At 55.8% G+C, this 17856-nt stretch carries 14 protein-coding genes and 1 riboswitch; of the genes, 4 read left to right on the top strand and 10 right to left on the bottom strand.

Annotated elements, in window-relative coordinates:
- Positions 1–172 precede the first annotated feature (172 nt).
- Positions 173–688: a hypothetical protein gene (locus KTH_RS04515; protein ID WP_497616669.1), complete on the bottom strand. Its 516-nt coding sequence runs from the start codon at positions 686–688 to the stop codon at positions 173–175.
- A 96-nt stretch (positions 689–784) separates the two neighbouring features.
- Positions 785–1615: a GNAT family N-acetyltransferase gene (locus KTH_RS04510; RefSeq protein WP_497616666.1), complete on the bottom strand. Its 831-nt coding sequence runs from the start codon at positions 1613–1615 to the stop codon at positions 785–787.
- 472 nt (positions 1616–2087) lie between these two features.
- Between KTH_RS04510 and KTH_RS04505 the strand changes: the two genes are divergently transcribed.
- Positions 2088–3446, top strand: coding sequence for an erythromycin esterase family protein (locus KTH_RS04505; RefSeq protein ID WP_497616664.1), 1359 nt, complete (start codon positions 2088–2090; stop codon positions 3444–3446).
- A 47-nt stretch (positions 3447–3493) separates the two neighbouring features.
- Here the strand turns inward: KTH_RS04505 and uvrA are convergent, their stop codons facing one another.
- Positions 3494–6184 carry an excinuclease ABC subunit UvrA gene (gene uvrA, locus KTH_RS04500; RefSeq protein ID WP_497623179.1) on the bottom strand — a complete coding sequence of 897 codons (2691 nt, stop codon included), beginning with the start codon at positions 6182–6184 and terminating at the stop codon, positions 3494–3496.
- Between the two features lie 463 nt (positions 6185–6647).
- Here uvrA and KTH_RS04495 point away from each other — a divergent pair, with 463 nt between their 5' ends.
- Positions 6648–7508, top strand: a complete 861-nt coding sequence (locus tag KTH_RS04495; protein WP_497616663.1) for a phosphotransferase family protein — start codon at positions 6648–6650, stop codon at positions 7506–7508.
- A gap of 144 nt (positions 7509–7652) precedes the next feature.
- On the opposite strand, the gene KTH_RS04490 is transcribed toward KTH_RS04495, so the two are convergent.
- The 3 genes from KTH_RS04490 to KTH_RS04480 all read right to left on the bottom strand — a co-directional run bounded on the left by KTH_RS04490 (position 7653) and on the right by KTH_RS04480 (position 10251).
- A complete protein-coding gene (locus KTH_RS04490) occupies positions 7653–8543 on the bottom strand; it encodes a metallophosphoesterase family protein (protein ID WP_497616661.1) in 891 nt (296 codons plus the stop codon).
- Positions 8544–8749: 206 nt separating this feature from the next.
- Positions 8750–9658 carry a DUF362 domain-containing protein gene (locus tag KTH_RS04485; protein ID WP_111323216.1) on the bottom strand — a complete coding sequence of 303 codons (909 nt, stop codon included), beginning with the start codon at positions 9656–9658 and terminating at the stop codon, positions 8750–8752.
- A gap of 104 nt (positions 9659–9762) precedes the next feature.
- The gene (locus KTH_RS04480; RefSeq protein WP_111323214.1) at positions 9763–10251 is read right to left on the bottom strand and encodes an Lrp/AsnC family transcriptional regulator; all 489 of its coding nucleotides are present in this window, start codon (positions 10249–10251) and stop codon (positions 9763–9765) included.
- 151 nt (positions 10252–10402) lie between these two features.
- On the opposite strand from KTH_RS04480, the gene KTH_RS04475 reads away from it, so the two are divergent.
- Together KTH_RS04475 and kynU are read left to right on the top strand one after the other, a co-directional pair.
- Positions 10403–11236 carry a tryptophan 2,3-dioxygenase gene (locus KTH_RS04475; RefSeq protein WP_111323212.1) on the top strand — a complete coding sequence of 278 codons (834 nt, stop codon included), beginning with the start codon at positions 10403–10405 and terminating at the stop codon, positions 11234–11236.
- A 16-nt stretch (positions 11237–11252) separates the two neighbouring features.
- Complete coding sequence (gene kynU / locus KTH_RS04470) at positions 11253–12527, top strand: kynureninase (RefSeq protein ID WP_111323210.1); 1275 nt, start codon at positions 11253–11255, stop codon at positions 12525–12527.
- A 25-nt stretch (positions 12528–12552) separates the two neighbouring features.
- On the opposite strand, the gene crcB (KTH_RS04465) is transcribed toward kynU, so the two are convergent.
- From crcB (KTH_RS04465) to KTH_RS04450, 4 genes are all read right to left on the bottom strand, one after another.
- Positions 12553–13002, bottom strand: a complete 450-nt coding sequence (crcB, locus tag KTH_RS04465; protein ID WP_111323208.1) for a fluoride efflux transporter CrcB — start codon at positions 13000–13002, stop codon at positions 12553–12555.
- Complete coding sequence (gene crcB / locus KTH_RS04460) at positions 12999–13382, bottom strand: fluoride efflux transporter CrcB (RefSeq protein WP_111323206.1); 384 nt, start codon at positions 13380–13382, stop codon at positions 12999–13001. Before crcB (KTH_RS04460) ends, crcB (KTH_RS04465) begins: the two co-directional genes overlap by 4 nt.
- 71 nt (positions 13383–13453) lie before the next feature.
- Positions 13454–13563: riboswitch (Fluoride riboswitch) on the bottom strand.
- A gap of 44 nt (positions 13564–13607) precedes the next feature.
- Complete coding sequence (locus KTH_RS04455) at positions 13608–15926, bottom strand: ArnT family glycosyltransferase (RefSeq protein ID WP_497616658.1); 2319 nt, start codon at positions 15924–15926, stop codon at positions 13608–13610.
- 122 nt (positions 15927–16048) lie between these two features.
- Positions 16049–17854, bottom strand: coding sequence for a M3 family oligoendopeptidase (locus KTH_RS04450; protein WP_111323202.1), 1806 nt, complete (start codon positions 17852–17854; stop codon positions 16049–16051).
- Between the last annotated feature and the right edge of the window lie 2 nt (positions 17855–17856).

Below are 17856 nucleotides of genomic sequence, written 5' to 3'. Positions count from 1 at the left end.
AGAAGAGTGGTTTTCCTCCTTGCAACAGTTGCAAGAAACGCAACAAACTGCAAATCTTCCTTGCAATATGGAAGCTGATTCCATCAATTGGCCTGAAAGCGCGTTGCACTGTTTCCCTTTCTTGCATGCTGGAATGGAATTTCGTGCAAGCGTCCAAACGTGTTCTCCGAGATTACAGGCCCTCGGAGGTCACAGGGGGTTGAGACACGGGCTGCCCGCAATTGCTGCAAAAGGCATCCGAGGAGGTCATAGCGTGGCCGCACGCAAGACAGAAGCGCCTCTCTGGCGGCTGGAAACTCTGCGCGATGGTCGGGAGATCCGCAGGTGAAAAGCCGGGCGGTGGCGGTGGAACAGGCGTCACGGGCTCCGGCGACACATACTCAGGTGGCGGTGGCGGTGGAAGCGGGGTCGTCGCGCCCTGTTGCAAGAGCTTCAATTCAAGTTGTGCCTGTTCAAGTTGCTGTAACAGCGCATGAAACTCCTGGCAGACAGGCAAAAGCTCGCTTTGCACGAGGCGACCAGAGAGAAAAAGGTCCATTGTGGTCTGTGTCAGCACCTCCTGCTGGCGCTCCAATTGCCGTGTCACCTTATCGATTGTGGAACGCAACCGCTGCGTTTTCGCGATACGTCCCGCTTCCTGCGAGGCCTTTTCAAATCCCCGCTGTACCGACTCCCAGATATTGCCCATAGGCCGTTATGCTCCTGTTTTTTGCTCGTTCTCTTTCCGATAGTATAACAAAGCATATCGGGAAAAGTCGATAGGGAGGGACTGGCCTCGCACCAGCTAGAGTGTCAGGAACATCTCATATTGCCCGAAAACATCGGAAAAGCCAAAATCGCGACAGCGCCGCAACAATGCGCTCTCTTCTGGCTCATTGATAAGCTGGATGCCCACTGCATCGCCCGCCGCATGCCGAAGCAGGGCCAGCAACTCGTCATCAGTCAGCGCGGTGTGGTTGATTGCCGCAAGGATACGCAGATGCGCCTTTCGCCGCTCGGTAATCAGCCCGGTAGGCCTGTCAAAGCGCTTGCCAGCGAGCGTATAGGCGCGGCTTTTCAGCGTGGCGATACTGGCAAGCTCACGCTGCCAGCTTGGTCGCACATCAAACGCCACCCAGGGAAACAGGCGCTCCGGGTCAAGCTCCTCCACTTCGAGCGCGGGCGACTCTGGAAGCGCTTTTGTCGCGATCTCGACGCTCAAGAGCTGCCGCTGCGTCTCAAAGCCGACGCGCTTGTAGAGCTTCTGCGCGGGTATATTCTGATGCAGCACTTCAAGCTGAATCGTCTTGAGCCCGGCTTCACGCGCCTTATATATCATACGCTCGGCCAGATGGGTACTGGCCCCGGTACCGCGATATCTGGGAACGATGCCAAAGCCGCCACACCAGCCACGCCAGCCACGCAGAGCCAGGCGGGCAAGGCCCACAAACGCCAGATCCAGGCTGTGCATGACGACAGTGTGAACCATGTCGACATCATAACAACGCCAGACTTCGGCTGCCATTTCAGGTGTCATCGTCTGCGGAAAGAAATAGCCGCTAAAAGTCACATTTTGCATTTCTGTAATTTCAGCAGGCGTATAATGCAGGGTACTGCTGAAACGATACTGACTCACGTTTTTTTACCTCGTTTCTTCCTGAAAACAGACCAGCATCTCCCTCTTAACGTCCCTGTACCACCTCTCTCTAGCCAAAAAAGAGAGAGGAAATGCTTTTCCTCTTCGTGCAGAATCATCAGTTCACCTGGATGAATCAAGAGTCATTATAACATAGATAAACTATACATGTTCACCTTCATGCATGTATATACGCTCAAACATAAAGGAAGGTCGTCTGTTTGTTCTGCAATCAGCGCGAAAGGATGGGGTATTCTGCTGGTGCAGCAGAACAGGCGCAAGCACAAAAATAATAGAACGAACGCTTTACGCATCTCGCCTCAAGGCCCGTTATTCCATACGACATTTCTGCGACAGGACTCTTACCACTTTGTGACAGGCATACCGATTTTTTGCGACAAAATGCAGTTATACTCTGCGCAGAAAGGAGAACTATACTGTATTTCTCCACTATTTCGTTCAGGAGGAAAGTATGTCCGTACCACGCATTCCCAGGAAAAGCCTGTTCCTCGGACTCCTGGGTGCTCTCCTGCTTCTGGCCGGTAGCCTGACACAGCCCGTCAGTGCGGTAGGGAACCCGGTCGAGCACTGGCTGAGCACCCATGCCAGGCCACTGCACACCACCAATCCTGAGGGATCGCTTGACGATTTGAATGCCCTGCGCGGCATGGTGGCGAACGCCTCGATTGTGGGCCTGGGAGAAGCAACACATGGCTCCCATGAGTTCTTCACGCTGAAACATCGGCTGGTTCGTTTCCTGGTAGAAAAAATGGGGTTCACCACGTTTGCAATGGAAGAAAACTGGAACAATGCCCTGAACATAAATGAGTATGTTCTGTATGGGAAAGGAGACCCCGAGGCGCTTGTCCGCTCACTGGAACGGCCCTGGCGCTCCCAGGAAGTGCTGGAGCTTGTCACGTGGCTTCGAGCATACAACGCCGATCCACGCCACACGCAGAAGGTGCGCTTCGCGGGCGTCGATGTGCAAGGTCTGGACACCCATGTATTTGACCTTGTCATCGAGTACGTTGCGGCGAAGATGCCCGCTCAGCTTCACACGGTCGTGTCGCTCTACAACGGGTTTTGGACGTGCTTGAGTGAGGTACAGAACAGACCAGACTGTCTGTCTGATCCGGAAGCCCTGCAAACCTATCGCGATCATGCACGCACTGTAGAGAATCTGCTTCAGCAGCAGCCTGAACAGGATAGTGCAGCCAGTTGGGCCCTGCAAAACGCCCATGTCATCTCGCAGGTCGGCAAGCTGGCCTACATGATGCGCGTTGATCCGAACGCGGGCAGCAACTATCGAGATCTGGCGATGGCCGAAAATGCTTCCTGGTTGCAGCACCATCAGGGGAAGGTCGCGCTCTGGGCGCATAACTGGCATATCTCGATTGAGCATGATACAACGGGCACAACGATGGGAGCACATCTTCGCGAGCTCTACCAGACAGGCTATCGACCACTCGGCTTCAGCTTCTATCAGGGTAGTTTCAACTCGATATACTATGGCGCGGACCGCGACCCGAAGGATCATACCATTCGCACCTTTACCGTTGGCGCTCCCGTGAAAGAGAGCTATAACAGTACGCTTGGATCGATCGGCCTTCCGCTCTATCTGCTCGATCTGCGCAAGGCTCAGGGAGCGGTTCGACAATGGATGAACGGGCCCGCCCCTTTTCGCCTGAATGGCATGGGATATGATCCCGCTCAATTCGATGCCGCGTATACCCGGGGCTCGCTTGCTCAATGGTTTGATCTGCTTATCCACGTGCAGAACTCGACACCCTCGACGTACCTGGGGAACTGCGCAGCCACAACACAATGTTAAACAATGCAGGGGAGTTCCCGCTTTGGGTTCTCCCCTGCCTGCGTGCGCTATATGCGAAGGAAGCGCCCGGTGACGCTCTCCGCGCAGCGTGCCACCGCTTCAGGCGTCCCCTCAGCGATGATGTGCCCACCACTGGCACCGCCTTCCGGTCCCATATCGAGCACCCAATCAGCCGTTTTTACCACATCCATATTATGCTCAATCACGATCACCGTATTGCCCGCATCAACCAGCCGATGAAGCACATCGAGCAAGCGCTGAACATCAGCAAAATGCAGCCCGGTTGTTGGCTCGTCGAGGATATAGAGCGTGTTTCCGGTCTCAGGGCTGCTCAGTTCCCGCGCCAGCTTGATACGCTGCGCCTCGCCGCCGCTAAAAGTCATAGCGCTCTGCCCGAGGCCAATATAGCCAAGTCCGACATCCTGCAAGGTTCGCAACACACGGGTGATCTTCGGTGAGTCGCTGAAGAAACGCAGCGCCTCCTCAACGTCCATTGCCAGCACCTCCGCGATGTTCTTGCCCCGATAGCGAATCTCCAGCGTCTCGCTTTTGAAGCGGCTTCCCTCGCAATCTTTACAGGGAATCCAGACATCCGCCAGAAAATGCATATCGATCGCGATCTGTCCCTGTCCTTTGCAGGTCTCACACCGACCACCCTCTACATTAAAACTGAAACGATCGGCCTTATAGTGTCGCTGGCGAGCAAGTTCCGTGCCGGCAAAGAGGGCGCGAATCTCGTCAAAGATCCCCGTATAGGTTGCCGGATTGGAGCGCGGCGTGCGTCCAATCGGCTCTTGCGTGATCGTGATCACCTTCTTGAGCTGCTCGGCCCCTTTCAGCCGCTCGTAGGGCCCCGCGACCTCACTACTTTGATGCAGGTGATGAGCCAGCGCCGGATAGAGCGTCCCATTAATCAGGCTGCTCTTGCCGCCCCCGCTGACACCCGTGACGCAGGTGAAGAGGCCAAGCGGAAACCGCGCCGTCTCCCCTTTGAGATTGTGCAGGCGAGCACCCTCCAGCGAGAGCCATCCATGCACCGGATGCCGTCGCTCCTGACGCGGCGACACAATGCGTACATCTCCCCGCAGATAGCGCCCGGTCAACGAGTTCGGGTGATGCGCGACCTGCTCCGGCGTTCCAGCAGCGATAATCTGTCCTCCCTGGATGCCTGCTCCTGGCCCCACATCGATCAACCAATCAGCCTGACGCATCGTCTCCTCATCGTGCTCAACCACTAACACCGTATTCCCCAGATCGCGCAAACGCTTCAACATATGAAGCAGGGTCTGCTGATCGCGCTGATGCAGCCCGATTGAGGGTTCATCGAGCACATAGAGCACACCTGTCAGGCGGCTCCCGAGCTGGCTGGCAAGGCGCAAACGTTGTCCTTCGCCACCCGAAAGCGTCGGAGCCGGGCGGCTGAGCGTCAGGTAATGCAGCCCCACATCGAGCAGAAACCGCAGCCGCTGCCGGCACTCCTGAATGATCTCATCCGCGATCAGCAGCGCCTCGGGATCAAGCTGTGCACTCAGGTGATCGAGCCAGGCCAGTACCTCATCAATCGCCAGCGCGCTCACCTCGATGATGTTGCGCCCCGCCAGCGTGACAGCTCGCGCCTCGGCCATCAGCCCCGTTCCCTGGCAGGCAACACAGGTGCGCTGGCTCATGAAGCTACTGCACCACTTGCGCGTCTTCTCCGAGGTTGTCTGACGGTACAGACGCATAATCTCGGAAACCAGGCCAGGAAGACTGCCATGTTTCTCGTATGCCCGTTGTGAGCTCTGAAGCACGGAACGAATATGCAGCTTCTCTTCACCCGAACCGAACAGTATTGCCTCACGCATCCGTTCCGGGAGCTCCTGCCAGGGCAATTCCAGACTGGTCTGATAATGCTGCGCGATTGATTCCAGCTCGCCACGCGCAAACGACATCTTCTTGCGGAGATCGCCATACCAGCGCAACGCTCCGTCCAGCACCGAGCGCGTCGGGTCCTCGACAATCAAGGCAGGGTCGACTTCAAGACGCACACCAAGCCCGTTGCACTCCACGCACATACCCGCTGGTGCAGTCGGGCTAAAGTGTTGCGAACTCAGGAAGGGAATGCGAAAGCCGCATAGCGGGCAAATCGCCTGTTCACCGAGAAAGATGCGCTCGCCCGCAGGCAGATCGATGCGCACCGCTCCCTTACCCAGTTTCAGGGCGGCGCGCACCCGCTTCAACAGCTTCTCACGCCATTGAGGAAGCTCTGTTGCAGGCACCATCTCATGTGTCACCAGTTGCTCGGGATACGCGTACAGGCTGAACGCGGTCCCTGCTGGTAGCTCGCTTAACCGTCTGGTCATCTCCGTCGCGCTCCAGCGGCTGATCTCGCTTCCGCAGCGCGTGCAGTGCATCAGCCCGACGCGTGAATAGAGCAAGCGAATATAGTTTATAATCTCGGTAATGGTCCCAACCGTCGAGCGTGGATTGCGGCTGACCGTCTTTTGTTCTATCGCAATGGCAGGGCTCAGGCCGTAGATCCAGTCAACCTGGGGCCGCTCTACTTTCTCCATATAATGGCGTATAAATGGAGAAAGGCTTTCCACATAGCGACGCTGCCCTTCAGCATAAATCGTGTCAAAGGCAAGCGATGATTTTCCGCTCCCACTGACCCCTGTTAACACCACAAACTTATTGCGAGGAATATCAATATGCACATTGCGGAGATTATGCTGTCTGGCACCCCGCACACGAATCATATCCAATGAAAGTGAAGTCGCATCCGAAGCAGCCTCAGCACGATGTACCGGGGACTGTCCGGTTTTCACGGCAGGCTTTCGGAGGATGCGCGCCACCAGTGGCGATACTGCACGTTTTTGTAGAGGTTGTTCCATTCTTTCATCAAGTATATGCATACATCCCTTTCTCCAATACCTGTAAAATCAGAAGCGGGTAAAGCATACCTGATTGCACACCTCCCACTATAGCTGCATAATATGACAACCTCTGTCGTCAAAAATGTGGCCCACAAAATGAAGACCTTTTCGCTGGCTCGACAGACGCTACCAGTCCCCCCTTTCAAGGAAAACCCTCTTTTTCTGGTGTCCTCTCCTTTTGTTCACAATCATACGTATTCATTCTCCCCATATTTGAGGGTGCCTGAAACCAGATCAGTTCCATCGCGAGAAGAAAGGGGGTATAATTGAGGGGAAAGGATGGTATATGGAACGGTATATTGAGGCAATCAAGCAGGCATATCCGCAACTCAACATTCAAACATGCCGCCTGAATCAAAATGGCCAGTTTAACACCGTGCTTCAAGTCAACGAGGCACTGATTTTTCGCTTCCCGAAAACCAGGCGCGAGCTTGACACACAGCAACGCGAGGTCGCACTATTACGCGATCTACAGGGCAAACTCCCGCTTCCCGTGCCCGACCCGGTGTATCTGAGTCGCGACAATGCACCGGTTGGTGAATGGTTTATGGGCTATGCGATGCTGCCCGGAGAGCCACTATACCCCGCTCTCCTGCATTCGCTGGATGAGCAGACACAGCAGCATCTCGCCGAACAGCTTGCCCGCTTTTTGCGCCAATTACATGCCTATGTGCCGAAAGAGCCAGCGCCCGAACAGCAGCAGTTTGAACAATGGCACGCGCTCTACAAGCGGTTTCAGACGAAGCTATATCCTTTTATGCGTCCGGATGCACGTGAGCAGGTAAGCAAGCACTTCGACGCCTTCCTTAGCAAAGCACATCTCTACAGCTACCAACCTGCATTTATTCATGGGGATTTCGGCCCCGGCAATATCCTGTACAATCCTGAGACTCGCTCTATCAGCGGCATTATCGATTTTAGCTCGGCCGACCGGGGTGATCCCGCCTCTGATTTCGCCGCTCTCCTCTGCTCGGTCTCGTATGGTGAAGCGTTCCTTGCCCGTTTTACTTCTATTTATCCGGAGATCGAAACAATGCTGATTCGCGCGCGCTTCTATGCGGGCACGTTTGCGCTTCAGGAGGCACTGTACGGACTGGAAGACGGAGACGAGCAAGCATTCAAGAATGGCATTGCTGCCTACCGATAAAAAAGATGAATGGTGCCCTGTAGGGAGCATCTGCGCGCCAGAATCAGCGGGAGCAGCCACCACATGCTTAGGTCGCATGCAGCACTGCTCACCCCCGTTTTCGTACACGTATACGTAAACGGCTACGTACACGTGTACGTTCTCTTATATCTGCTCTATGGTGAGAGAGCCACTCTCAAGATCAATGACGTAGTGTGAAAGCCACTGTTTGCGCAGAAACTCACGGGCACGAATGATGACCGAGGAGCCCGAGACCTCGACCACAAGCCCCTGACTATCATCCGTCTCAAGCGGGACCTCGCCCTCTACCTCGTCATCACCCCACAACTGATAGACGGTCGCAGAATTCACCATTGTCCAGCGCTGCTGCACTACCATTGTAGGTGATTGCAGACTATAATGGGTATGGCCCGAAAAGAGGATCACCTGCGGATATGGTGCCAGCAACGCCCGCAATTCCTTGTCCTGCCGCACAGGGTGCCAGAGGGGGGAGCCCGAAACCGTGTTCGGGAGCGGCTGATGCAGGAAGAGAAAAATAGGGCCCGTATGATCTGTATCAGGCGAAACACTCCGCTGCAACTCCTGCTTGAGCCAATCAAGCTGCTTCTCGGTCAGCACCGCCGAGTCTTTGTATGGGGAACCAACCGGCCCCCAGCTCTCAGAGCCAAGAAAGAGAAACGGATACCCGCCTATCTTCCGGGAATAGTACACAGCACGCTCGCCAGTGACAGCAAGGAAGCGCTGTATTGCAACCTCGTTGCCCTCGCCATGAAAGAACTCATGATTGCCAATGGTCAAATAGGTGGCATCGGGGTGAGGACAACTGTTCAGCACCTCCTGAAAGGCGGCGTAACTCTGTGGCCTGCCAGTGCTGGTCATATCGCCATTGATAACCAGCGCACCCGCCTGGGGAGCGATTTCGTGAAGATCCTGCAATGCCGTCTGAAAGTGAGAAATAGCCCGGGTGTTCCCCGGTTCGATATGGACGTCACTGATCACAAAAAACGTAAAACTGTCTGCTGCCTGTCCTTGCATAAGAGTCCATCCTGTCCACTATTCTTTCTGCTGCTGTCTCGGTGCAGAGATTATTCCCGGTATTATATCATGTGCAGCAGCGTAAGAGAAAGAATACAGGCGAGCGGCGTAAAAAGCGAGGGATAGATTTTATTCTGTAGAACAAATGGTCACATACATAGTAGAGAAAAAGGAGGCGTCAACGTACCGCTCACGCCTCCTCGATTTCAGGGATGCTGGAAGGTCATTTCCTTCCCATACACCTTCCTGGTATAGATCTTAATCGCGTCCTGAAGCGACATCGCGGGAAACTGCATCTTCTCAATATCCGCTTCACCCGGCCCCAGGCGGCTCGCCTCCCACAAATGACGTACACCCTGCACATGAAAGCCCAGAAGCCGCGCCCCGACCACATCGGCAGCCAGCGTATCATCACTGACAATCACAATCCCTGTTTCCGCCGTGTAGCCACCAACAGGACCACTTGCGACCATTGCTGGATGTCCCACTGTAATCGCCAGTTGAGCAGGAAAGCGGTGATGCATTGCAGCAATAAAAGAATGGAGATCCTCAAAAAAATGATGCTTGTTCGCCTGTGAAGCGCGTGGATGCCCGTAATAATCGGCAGCAGGGAATGACATTGCAATGTTTTTCAATGCCAGGGTCACAGTGGCCGACTCATGCACTTTGAGCTGGCTCAGCACAATCAGCGTCTCATAGCTCAAAATACGCGGATTTACCATAATACTCTTCTGCGGCCCAGCAACATCTATCTCTGGCGCGTAAAAGAGCTCGATTTCCTGAAATGGCCCGCGATTGTGGTCAACAAACGTCGCACCTTCTTCCCTGACCACAGCCATCAGGTCAGCGGTCTCAAACACCTGATCCGTTTCGGCTGCTCCGGCCCCACCCGTCACGATCAGCTCACTCGGCTCGTAGAGCTTGATATGGCGCAGTACCGACCGCAAGGTATCCGGCTGTGTCACCGCGGTCTTATCCTGATCTGAGGCCCACGTATCGTTTGGTTTTACGGCTACCCGCTTGTTCCGAATCAGCGGCTCAAGCCGAAAATACTGCAACGCCTCGGTGATTGCTTGCCCGATCTGCTCGCTTTGCGTAAGCGCAACGGTCGCCATAAGCCACCCTTTCCTGTACTTCGTGCAAGAAGCGTAAAGAATTCAGGAATACTCGTTTCTCTGACAGAGCACGAATGCGGCCCGGAAAAGGTTTCTCGCTGTGGCTAACGCTCGTCCTCAGGCGGCTGCAACGTCTGGCGTGTGATTGTGCGATGCGTCACGGGGGCCGAGAGCACAATAGAGGTCGTCACCTGCCCGTAGACCGAAAGGCGATCAATCAGCGACTCAAGATGCTTGACCGAAGAGACAGCAACCTTCATCACCAGGGCATCATTGCCAGTCACATGATAGCATTCCAGCACTTCCGCGATCTCGGGTGCCGTGGTCGCGAACTGCGAATAGCGCTCCCCCATTGGAGTACTGATGCGCACAATAGCCGTAATTGGGAGCCCGATAAGCGCGGTATCTATTTCCGCACGATAGCCTTTTATAATACCAGCATCCTCCATTCTACGTATGCGCTCGGCGACGGCTGGCGCCGAGAGGCCCACCCGTTGACCCAATGCCTGAAAGGAGAGCCGCGCGTTCTCCTGAAGCGCCTGCAAGAGCTGCCACCCTGTCTCATCAAGCAATCTTTCGATATCAGCAGTCATTCTTTTCTTTTCCTTGAACTCTAAAGCATTTTGCTGAAAACACCTTTGTTTTCCCATTTATTGTATCAAAATTTAGGGGTATCATAGTCTTTATAGAATACCTGAAAATGAGACAGCAGGCCCACAGGCACGAGAGAAGGATCATTGTGTCATGAAAACGATTGATTCACAGCAGACAACGCACGGCACAGAAGAGCAGTCATCTCAGGCATTGACCTATGTCAGCTATTTGCGCCTGGAAGACCTCTTGCGCCTGCAAGTCCCCAAAAGCCCGGGACCGGAGCATGATGAGCTCCTCTTTATCGTCATCCATCAGGTCTATGAGCTCTGGTTTAAGGTACTGCTCCACGAGTTCGACTATTTAAAGACCCATTTCCAGAATAAAGATAACCCACATATTGAGCATACCGCGAACCGCATTCTCAAAATCCTCAAGACCGTCGTCGCGCAAATCGATGTTCTGGAAACCATGACGCCGCTTGAGTTCAACGCCTTCCGGGGCTTGCTCGGCTCGTCCAGTGGCTTCCAGTCGATTCAGTTTCGCGAGATCGAATTCCTGCTCGGGCACAAGCGCAGCGCCATTCTACGTCACTATCCGGCAGACTTTCCGGGCCGCGATCGGCTTGAGCAGCGGTTCTATGCGCCAGGCCTCTGGGATGCCTTCCTGCACTACCTGCATCAGAACGGCTATCCCGTCCCGGAGTCACTGCTGAATCGCGATGTCACACAGCCTCTGGAGCCATCTGAAGAGCTACAACGCATCCTGATCGACGTCTATCGCCAGAATCCGTCGGTCCAGAATGTCTGTGAACTCCTGCTCGATATCGACGAGGGATTACAGGAATGGCGCTACCGTCATGTCAAAATGGTCGAACGCACCATTGGCAGCAAGCCGGGGACAGGTGGCTCTACCGGAGCCCGCTATCTGGCAACAACGCTCAAGCCCGTCTTTCCCGATCTCTGGGCCATTCGCTCATCACTATAAGAGGGGAGGTTTTGGAGTGACGCCTTTTCGACTCGATGAACATTATGCGGACGAGCTGGACCGTCAGGACCCGCTCGCATCGTTCCGGGAGCGCTTTCATATCAGCGATCCTGACCTGATCTATCTGGACGGGAACTCGCTTGGTCGCCTGCCAAAACTGGCCATTGAGCGAGCAAACAGGCTGGTTCAGCAGGAATGGGGCGAGAGCCTGATTCGCGGCTGGAATGAGGAGGGATGGTATACCGCGCCCGAACGCGTGGGGGCGAAAATTGCCCGGCTGATCGGCGCACAGCCCGATGAGGTCATTGTTGCAGACTCGACCTCGGTCAATCTTTTCAAGCTGGTCGTTGCCGCGTTGCGCCTCCAGCAGGGTAGAACCCACATCCTGACTGATAACCTGAATTTCCCGTCAGATCTCTATATCCTGCAAGGAGCTATCGAGCTGCTCGGGCATCAGCATCACCTGGACGTGCTCGCCTCGCCAGACGGCATTCATGGCCCTGTAACGCGCCTGTATGATAGCCTGAACGAGCAGACGGCGCTGGTCTCGCTCTCACATACCGCGTTTATCAGCAGCTTTACCTATGACATGGCCGAAGTGACGCAGGCCGCTCACAAAGCCGGGAGCCTGGTCTTATGGGATCTCTGTCACTCGGTTGGAGCCGTGCCCATCAAGCTGAATGAGGCCAACGTTGACCTTGCTGTCGGCTGTACGTACAAGTACGTGAATGGCGGTCCTGGCGCGCCCGCATTCCTCTACATTCGGCGCGACCTGCAAGACCGGCTGCGGAACCCGTTAAGCGGCTGGTGGGGCCAGAATCACCCGTTTGAGCTGGGCCTGAACTACGAGCCCGCCAGCGGCCTGAGACGCTTCCTGACCGGCACGCCGCCGATTCTCTCCCTCTCCCTCATTGAGCCCGGGGTTGATCTGCTGCTCGAATGCGGCATCGACGCCCTGCGTGCCAGGTCGATTCGACAAAGCGAGTACCTCATCCTGCTCTGGGAGGAGCTGCTGAAGCCACTTGGCTTTACGCTGAACTCGCCACGAGATGCGGGGCTGCGCGGCTCACACGTCTCACTCGGGCATCCCGAGGGTCTGCGCATCGATCAGGCCTTGATTCACGAAATGAAGGTACTACCCGATTTCCGCGCACCCGATACCATTCGCCTCGGCATCGCTCCGCTGTATACTTCCTATCGCGACATTCATACCGCTATCATGCGTCTCCGCCAGATCGTGACCGAACGGATATACGAGCGCTACTCAACAGAGCCGCCCTCTGTCACCTGATACACGCAGCAAGGGGAGCAAGCCGCTAGAGCTTCTCCCCCACCTGTTCTACTTCTTCCTGGATGATTGGTCCGGACACTATCGCCTTTCGTTTGATGCGGCGGCCCAGGAAGCTTCCACACACGCTCCCCAGATAGACCGCCAGCAGACCACCTATCACGCTGACCACAAGGTACAGCAGCCCGGGAAGCCATTGCCCACGCTCGAAGAGCTGCACATCTCCCAGGGCAAGGCTGCTAAAGGTCGTGTATGCACCACAGAAGCCAGTCATCAACACCAGCCGGCGCGTCGGGCCAATCAGGTCGGTTGTGTCAGCAAGCAGCGTCAAACAGGCAAACAGCAAGGCCCCCGTCAGGTTCGCGAACAGAATGTCATACGGCCAGCCATGCGCCTGAAGCACCGTTACCACCAGATAGCGGGCCAGCGTGCCACAGAAGCCGCCACAAAAGACCGCCAGCAACGCACGTGTTCTCATAGCGCCCTCCCCACCAGCAGGCCCAGGATCTCCGCGCCAAGCCCGAGCACGTATGTCAGGCCAAGATAGAGCAGGCCACGAGGCAGCGCCCCTCTCATCAATTGGAACGCCTCCCAACTCATGGTGCTGAACGTCGTGTAGCCGCCCAGGAAGCCAGTTGCAAGCACGGTTTGTGTCGCCGCGCTGAGAAATCCACGCGAAGTAAAAGCAAAGATCAGACCGATCACAAACGCGCCACTGACATTGATGATCAGTGTGCCAGAAGGAAAAGCGGAAGAAGTATGCTCCGAGATGAAACTACCAAGCAGATAACGCGCCACGGCTCCCAGAGCGCCAGCAAGCCCGACGCCGCCTGTCAGCAAGAGTGATGCAAACGTCATACAAATCAAACAACTCCCTTGTTTTGATGATACAACATGGCGGAGGGAAGCAAAAAAAGCCCCTGCTTCCCCGTTTTGCAGGAGCTATCAGCGCAATGCGCGGTTTCGTCTTATCCTTCTTTTCTAATGAGTTCCCTGTTACAACTCAGGAGACGTGGCAAGCCCCATTACCATTCATTGTTCTCTACTATATCATAGTCGGCAAACAGACGACAAGCATACAGATCAGTCCCGAAGCTCCATTTTCGGTCGGCTGCTATCCAGCCTGCTATAATAAACACGCCCATCAGTGCCGACCGTCACCATATACAGATCTCGTTGAGGAAAGGCCTTGCGCAGGCTCTCTACCTTACTCGAATCAGACGCACAGGCGTAGATCACATCGCCCTGTAACCCGGGATCATTGAGCGGAAACAGCACATTTTGATAGAGTAATACATCATTTATAATAATGAGCGCGTTATGTATGTTGGGATGATAGAGTGTATCGAGATCCAGTCTTTGCCCGACCGGAAAGCCGTTGTAATTGGTGTAGCGCTCGATCTGGCGCGGCAGGTAATAGCCCAGATTGCAGGCCAGCAGGAGCAGAACCAGCACCACCGTAACGGCACCGCTTCCCCACTGAGCCAGCTTCAGACGCACCCGCAGCTCCTTCGCCAGCTCGATCAATACAACGATCCCGCGAGCTGTCAACACCAGCAAGAACGGCAACGACTCGTAGAGATAGCGCGGACCAAGATAGATACCATGATAGAAATAGCCGACATACGCCCCGATCAAGACGGCTCCACAGGCCAGACAATACCAGTCGAGCAGCTTCGCACGCCTCGCCAGAAACGGCACCAGCAACAGCGCAAAGGTGCAGTAAAACGGCCAGCCATAGAGATCAAGCGCGAGGCTCGTGAGCAACTCGTCCAGGTTGACCAGCCCCGCCGCCAGCGTGTGCTTGCCATAAAATCCGATCCCCTCGCCAAAACCAAAACGATCACCGGCAAAGAAAAGTTGCCTCGGCGGCAACAGCATATTCCCGGTAAGAATTATATTGATGACAAGCGAAATCGTCAGGAAGAGGATCACCACGCTTCCCATCCAGACCAGCGGCAATGACCATGCATACCAATCGCGCCCGAGTCGATTCCAGAGCAGCCAGACAAGCCCGGGAACGACCAGCCCGATGCAGAGCAAGCCCACCAGATCACGCGTCAAAGCCAGCATGCCGAACGAGAACAGCCCGAGCACCAGGCTCCACATTCTGCCGCCCTGCGCATAACGCACCACACCCCAGATCCCCCACACTAGATAAAAGAGCGCGATGGTATGGCTCATGTAGCTTGCAGCCAGATAGCTATAAAAGGGCGAGAGCGCCCCGAGCAACACCGCCAGCGAAGCTACCCGCCGATTGAAGAGCCGCGCCGCAATCAATCCAATACCGAGCAAGGCCAGTGTCCCTAAAAGCGGCTCAACAAGCCACGGCACACCAAGCCAGAAGCCCGGCGTCAGAGTCAGCGCTGTTCCCGGCGGATACTGAGCGAACCACTTTCCCGCAAGCTGCACCATAAATGGGCCCGGGAAGCTCTCGGGAACCGGCGGCTCAGGCGCGAAAAGCCGTCCCTGGGCGTAGGTTTTGGCGGCGAAATAATAGGCGCTGGCATCAAAAATATGCGGCATCGCGTGATACTGCACAAGCGCGATCCAGGAGACAAACAGAAATGACCCGAGCAGAAGCAATAAAACGAGCGGGTGCAGCGCCTTCGTGAGAGCAGACGACCAGGAGAACAGCCGCCATGCCTTCCGCTCTCGCTGTGGGAACCAGCGCAGCAACCAGCCAAGACCAAGCTCAAGCAAGAGCACCCCGCCAAGCAGGATCACCGCCCACAACAGCGAGCGAACGACCGTGCTCAGGTTCATGGCCACAAACGGCCCGGGATCCTCGGGAAAAAAGACGCGAGCAAGCTCCTGATCCGGTCCGCTCGTCGGTGAATCCTCCGTGACAGCAAGGAAGCGATCATTACGATTCAGGATGATATGCAACACCGAGCCGTCATCAAGCCACAGATTCAACTGGCGCGGCGTCTCTGGAAGCTGCCACTGCAAGCGCACGCTATACGAGCCGTTCTGAGGCAGGGTGATCCGCTCTCCGTTGCCGGGCCAGGACTTCGAGACAAGCGTTCGCTCGCCAGCTCGCACCTCAAGATCACGCCACCGACTCAGATCATCGAGGCCGCGCATCCAGGCATAGAAGCGATAATACGGGGAAGAAGAGATGTGGCGCAGATAGTTGACATCAAGCGAGAAGTTATTCGTGCTATCACTGCCATCAAGCTGATATTCGTGCACCAGCGGATCATAGCGCACCAATTCCAGCTCTCGCGGCTTGCCGGGCACCCCCAGATTGAGTGTTGTACTGCCGGCATGCAACGTCTTCGTCTGTCCCTGCACCGTCAGCTCTATGGGGAGCGCCTGCTGCGCACAGAGCCAGTTCAAAGCAAGCAGGACAAGCACAGCCAGCGGCCAGAGCAGCAGCCTGAGCCGTTTCAAGATCATATCGAGAGCTCTCCATGCGTCATTTTTCCCCTGTTATGACATACCAAAGCGAAGAAGTCAAGTAGGCCGGGGAAGCGCTCTCCCGGCCCTTTTGATTGACATCAGGTTATGATAGATACGCTCTACGCCTCACGCGCCAGACGCTCGAACTCGTCAATATCCTGGCGGATGATATCAAGGCTTGAGCGCCAGAACGCTTCACTCCGAATGTCGATCCCGAAGCGCTGCGCCAGTTCCGCCGCATCAGCCATGCCGGTTGACGAGAGTAGCTCATCATAGCCCGCCTTGAAGGTCTCCGGGTCACGCTGATAGTAGGCATAGAGCCCGAGCCCGAAGAGCAGACCGAACATATACGGGTAATTGTAGAAGGAGAGGCCAGTGCTGTAATAGTGCCCCTTCACAGCCCACATGTACGGATGCAGCAGCGACTCGTCGAGGCCATCGCCATAGGTCTGACGCTGCGACTCAAGCATCAGCTCATTGAGCTCACCCACAGACAACTCGCGCTGAAGCCGCTTCTCGAAGACGCCCTGCTCAAAAAGGAAGCGGCTGGTGATATCGACCACCACCTGACATGAGTCCTGAAGCGAGGCTTCCAGGATTGCCAGCTTCTCCTGCTTATCTGCTTCGGCAAGCGTCGCCTGCTTGATAATCGTTTCGCAGAAGATACTGGCCGTCTCGGCAAGCGTCATCGGGTGCCCGCGCTGCAATGGCGTGCGATGCACCATGTTGAAGTTATGATAGGCATGTCCGAGCTCGTGCGCCAGCGTGCTCATGCCACCATAGGCCGGTTTAAAGTTGGCAAGAATGCGCGATTCATCAGCACGCAGCGAGGTACAGTAGGCGCCGTCACGCTTGCCCGGGCGCGGCTCGGCATCAATCCAGCCCTCTCGAAAAGCGCGTTCAGCCAGACCGGCAAGCCGTGGCGAGTAGGTGCCAAACTGCTTGACAATAAAGGCCGCCGCTTCCTCGAAATGCCAGGTGCGGCTTTCTCGTGCCACCGGCGCAAACAGGTCATACCAGGCCAGCTTCTCAAGCCCGAGCAGCCGTGCCTTTGCCCGCAGATAGCGCCGAAAATCGGGGAATGAGGCACGAGCCGCGGACATCATCGCGTCAAGTGTCTGGCGATCAATGCTGTTGGCGAACAGAGACGCGTCGAGTGGCGTCTCCCAGTTGCGCTTCTGTGAGAGCACATTGACCTCATGCTTGATGCTGTTCATGGCAGCAGCCAGCGGCAAGGCTACGCGCTCCCAGGCGGCTAGCTCGGCCTCGTAGGCCTTACGACGCACCTCACGATCCGCCTCAAAGGCGAAGTTGCGAATGGCGCTCATAGGGTACTCTTTCGACTCGCCGGCCAGCTCCAGCGACACCCGCATCTGTGAAGCGATATTGCCATGCAGGCGGCTCCACGCGGCCCCACCGCTCAGATTCAGTTCGGAAGCCAGCACCTCTTCAGCGGGCGACATCAAGTGCTTTGCTTCCTTGCTCGCTGTTCTCAGCGCATAGGCATGGTCAGCGGCCACCTGAGAGCGCTTGATAAGCTCCTCAACCTCCAGTGAACCGATCCAGGCAGTCAGGCGCGTTGAGAGCTGATAGAGCTTCGTGCCGGTTCGGCTATACTCACTGTAGCGAGCCTGCGCGGTTGTATCACGCGAGTTCGTGTTCACATGGCTGGTAATATAGACCACCAGGGTACGCGCTGCATCACGAATCGCGTTATAGCGCTTAATAATCTCTTCAAAGTGCTGCACCAGCGTCTCATCAACCGGCGCTGTCACCCCCCCATTCACACCGTACGTGTCAAAGAGGGCAGCCAGTTCGTCAACAGAACGAGCAAGCTGCTGGAAGTCAGCGGTAAACTCGGGGGAGTCAAGGCCAGGATAAATGGTTGTCAGGTCCCAACGCGGCAACGTGTGCGCTGTCGTCATAC

The sequence above is a fragment of the Thermosporothrix sp. COM3 genome (genome assembly GCF_059696735.1).
The sequence above is the reverse complement of the archived record's forward strand: the minus strand, read 5'-3'. Positions and strand labels throughout refer to the sequence as shown.

What these genes read in the sequence shown, in the direction of transcription:
- KTH_RS04515 (WP_497616669.1), bottom strand. Translation starts at nt 688, where the DNA reads ATGGGCAATATCTGGGAGTCGGTACAGCGGGGATTTGAAAAGGCCTCG.
- KTH_RS04505 (WP_497616664.1), top strand. Translation starts at nt 2,088, where the DNA reads ATGTCCGTACCACGCATTCCCAGGAAAAGCCTGTTCCTCGGACTCCTG.
- uvrA (WP_497623179.1), bottom strand. Translation starts at nt 6,184, where the DNA reads ATGATTCGTGTGCGGGGTGCCAGACAGCATAATCTCCGCAATGTGCAT.
- KTH_RS04495 (WP_497616663.1), top strand. Translation starts at nt 6,648, where the DNA reads ATGGAACGGTATATTGAGGCAATCAAGCAGGCATATCCGCAACTCAAC.
- KTH_RS04490 (WP_497616661.1), bottom strand. Translation starts at nt 8,543, where the DNA reads ATGCAAGGACAGGCAGCAGACAGTTTTACGTTTTTTGTGATCAGTGAC.
- KTH_RS04485 (WP_111323216.1), bottom strand. Translation starts at nt 9,658, where the DNA reads ATGGCGACCGTTGCGCTTACGCAAAGCGAGCAGATCGGGCAAGCAATC.
- KTH_RS04480 (WP_111323214.1), bottom strand. Translation starts at nt 10,251, where the DNA reads ATGACTGCTGATATCGAAAGATTGCTTGATGAGACAGGGTGGCAGCTC.
- KTH_RS04475 (WP_111323212.1), top strand. Translation starts at nt 10,403, where the DNA reads ATGAAAACGATTGATTCACAGCAGACAACGCACGGCACAGAAGAGCAG.
- crcB (WP_111323208.1), bottom strand. Translation starts at nt 13,002, where the DNA reads ATGAGAACACGTGCGTTGCTGGCGGTCTTTTGTGGCGGCTTCTGTGGC.
- crcB (WP_111323206.1), bottom strand. Translation starts at nt 13,382, where the DNA reads ATGACGTTTGCATCACTCTTGCTGACAGGCGGCGTCGGGCTTGCTGGC.
- KTH_RS04455 (WP_497616658.1), bottom strand. Translation starts at nt 15,926, where the DNA reads ATGATCTTGAAACGGCTCAGGCTGCTGCTCTGGCCGCTGGCTGTGCTT.
- KTH_RS04450 (WP_111323202.1), bottom strand. Translation starts at nt 17,854, where the DNA reads ATGACGACAGCGCACACGTTGCCGCGTTGGGACCTGACAACCATTTAT.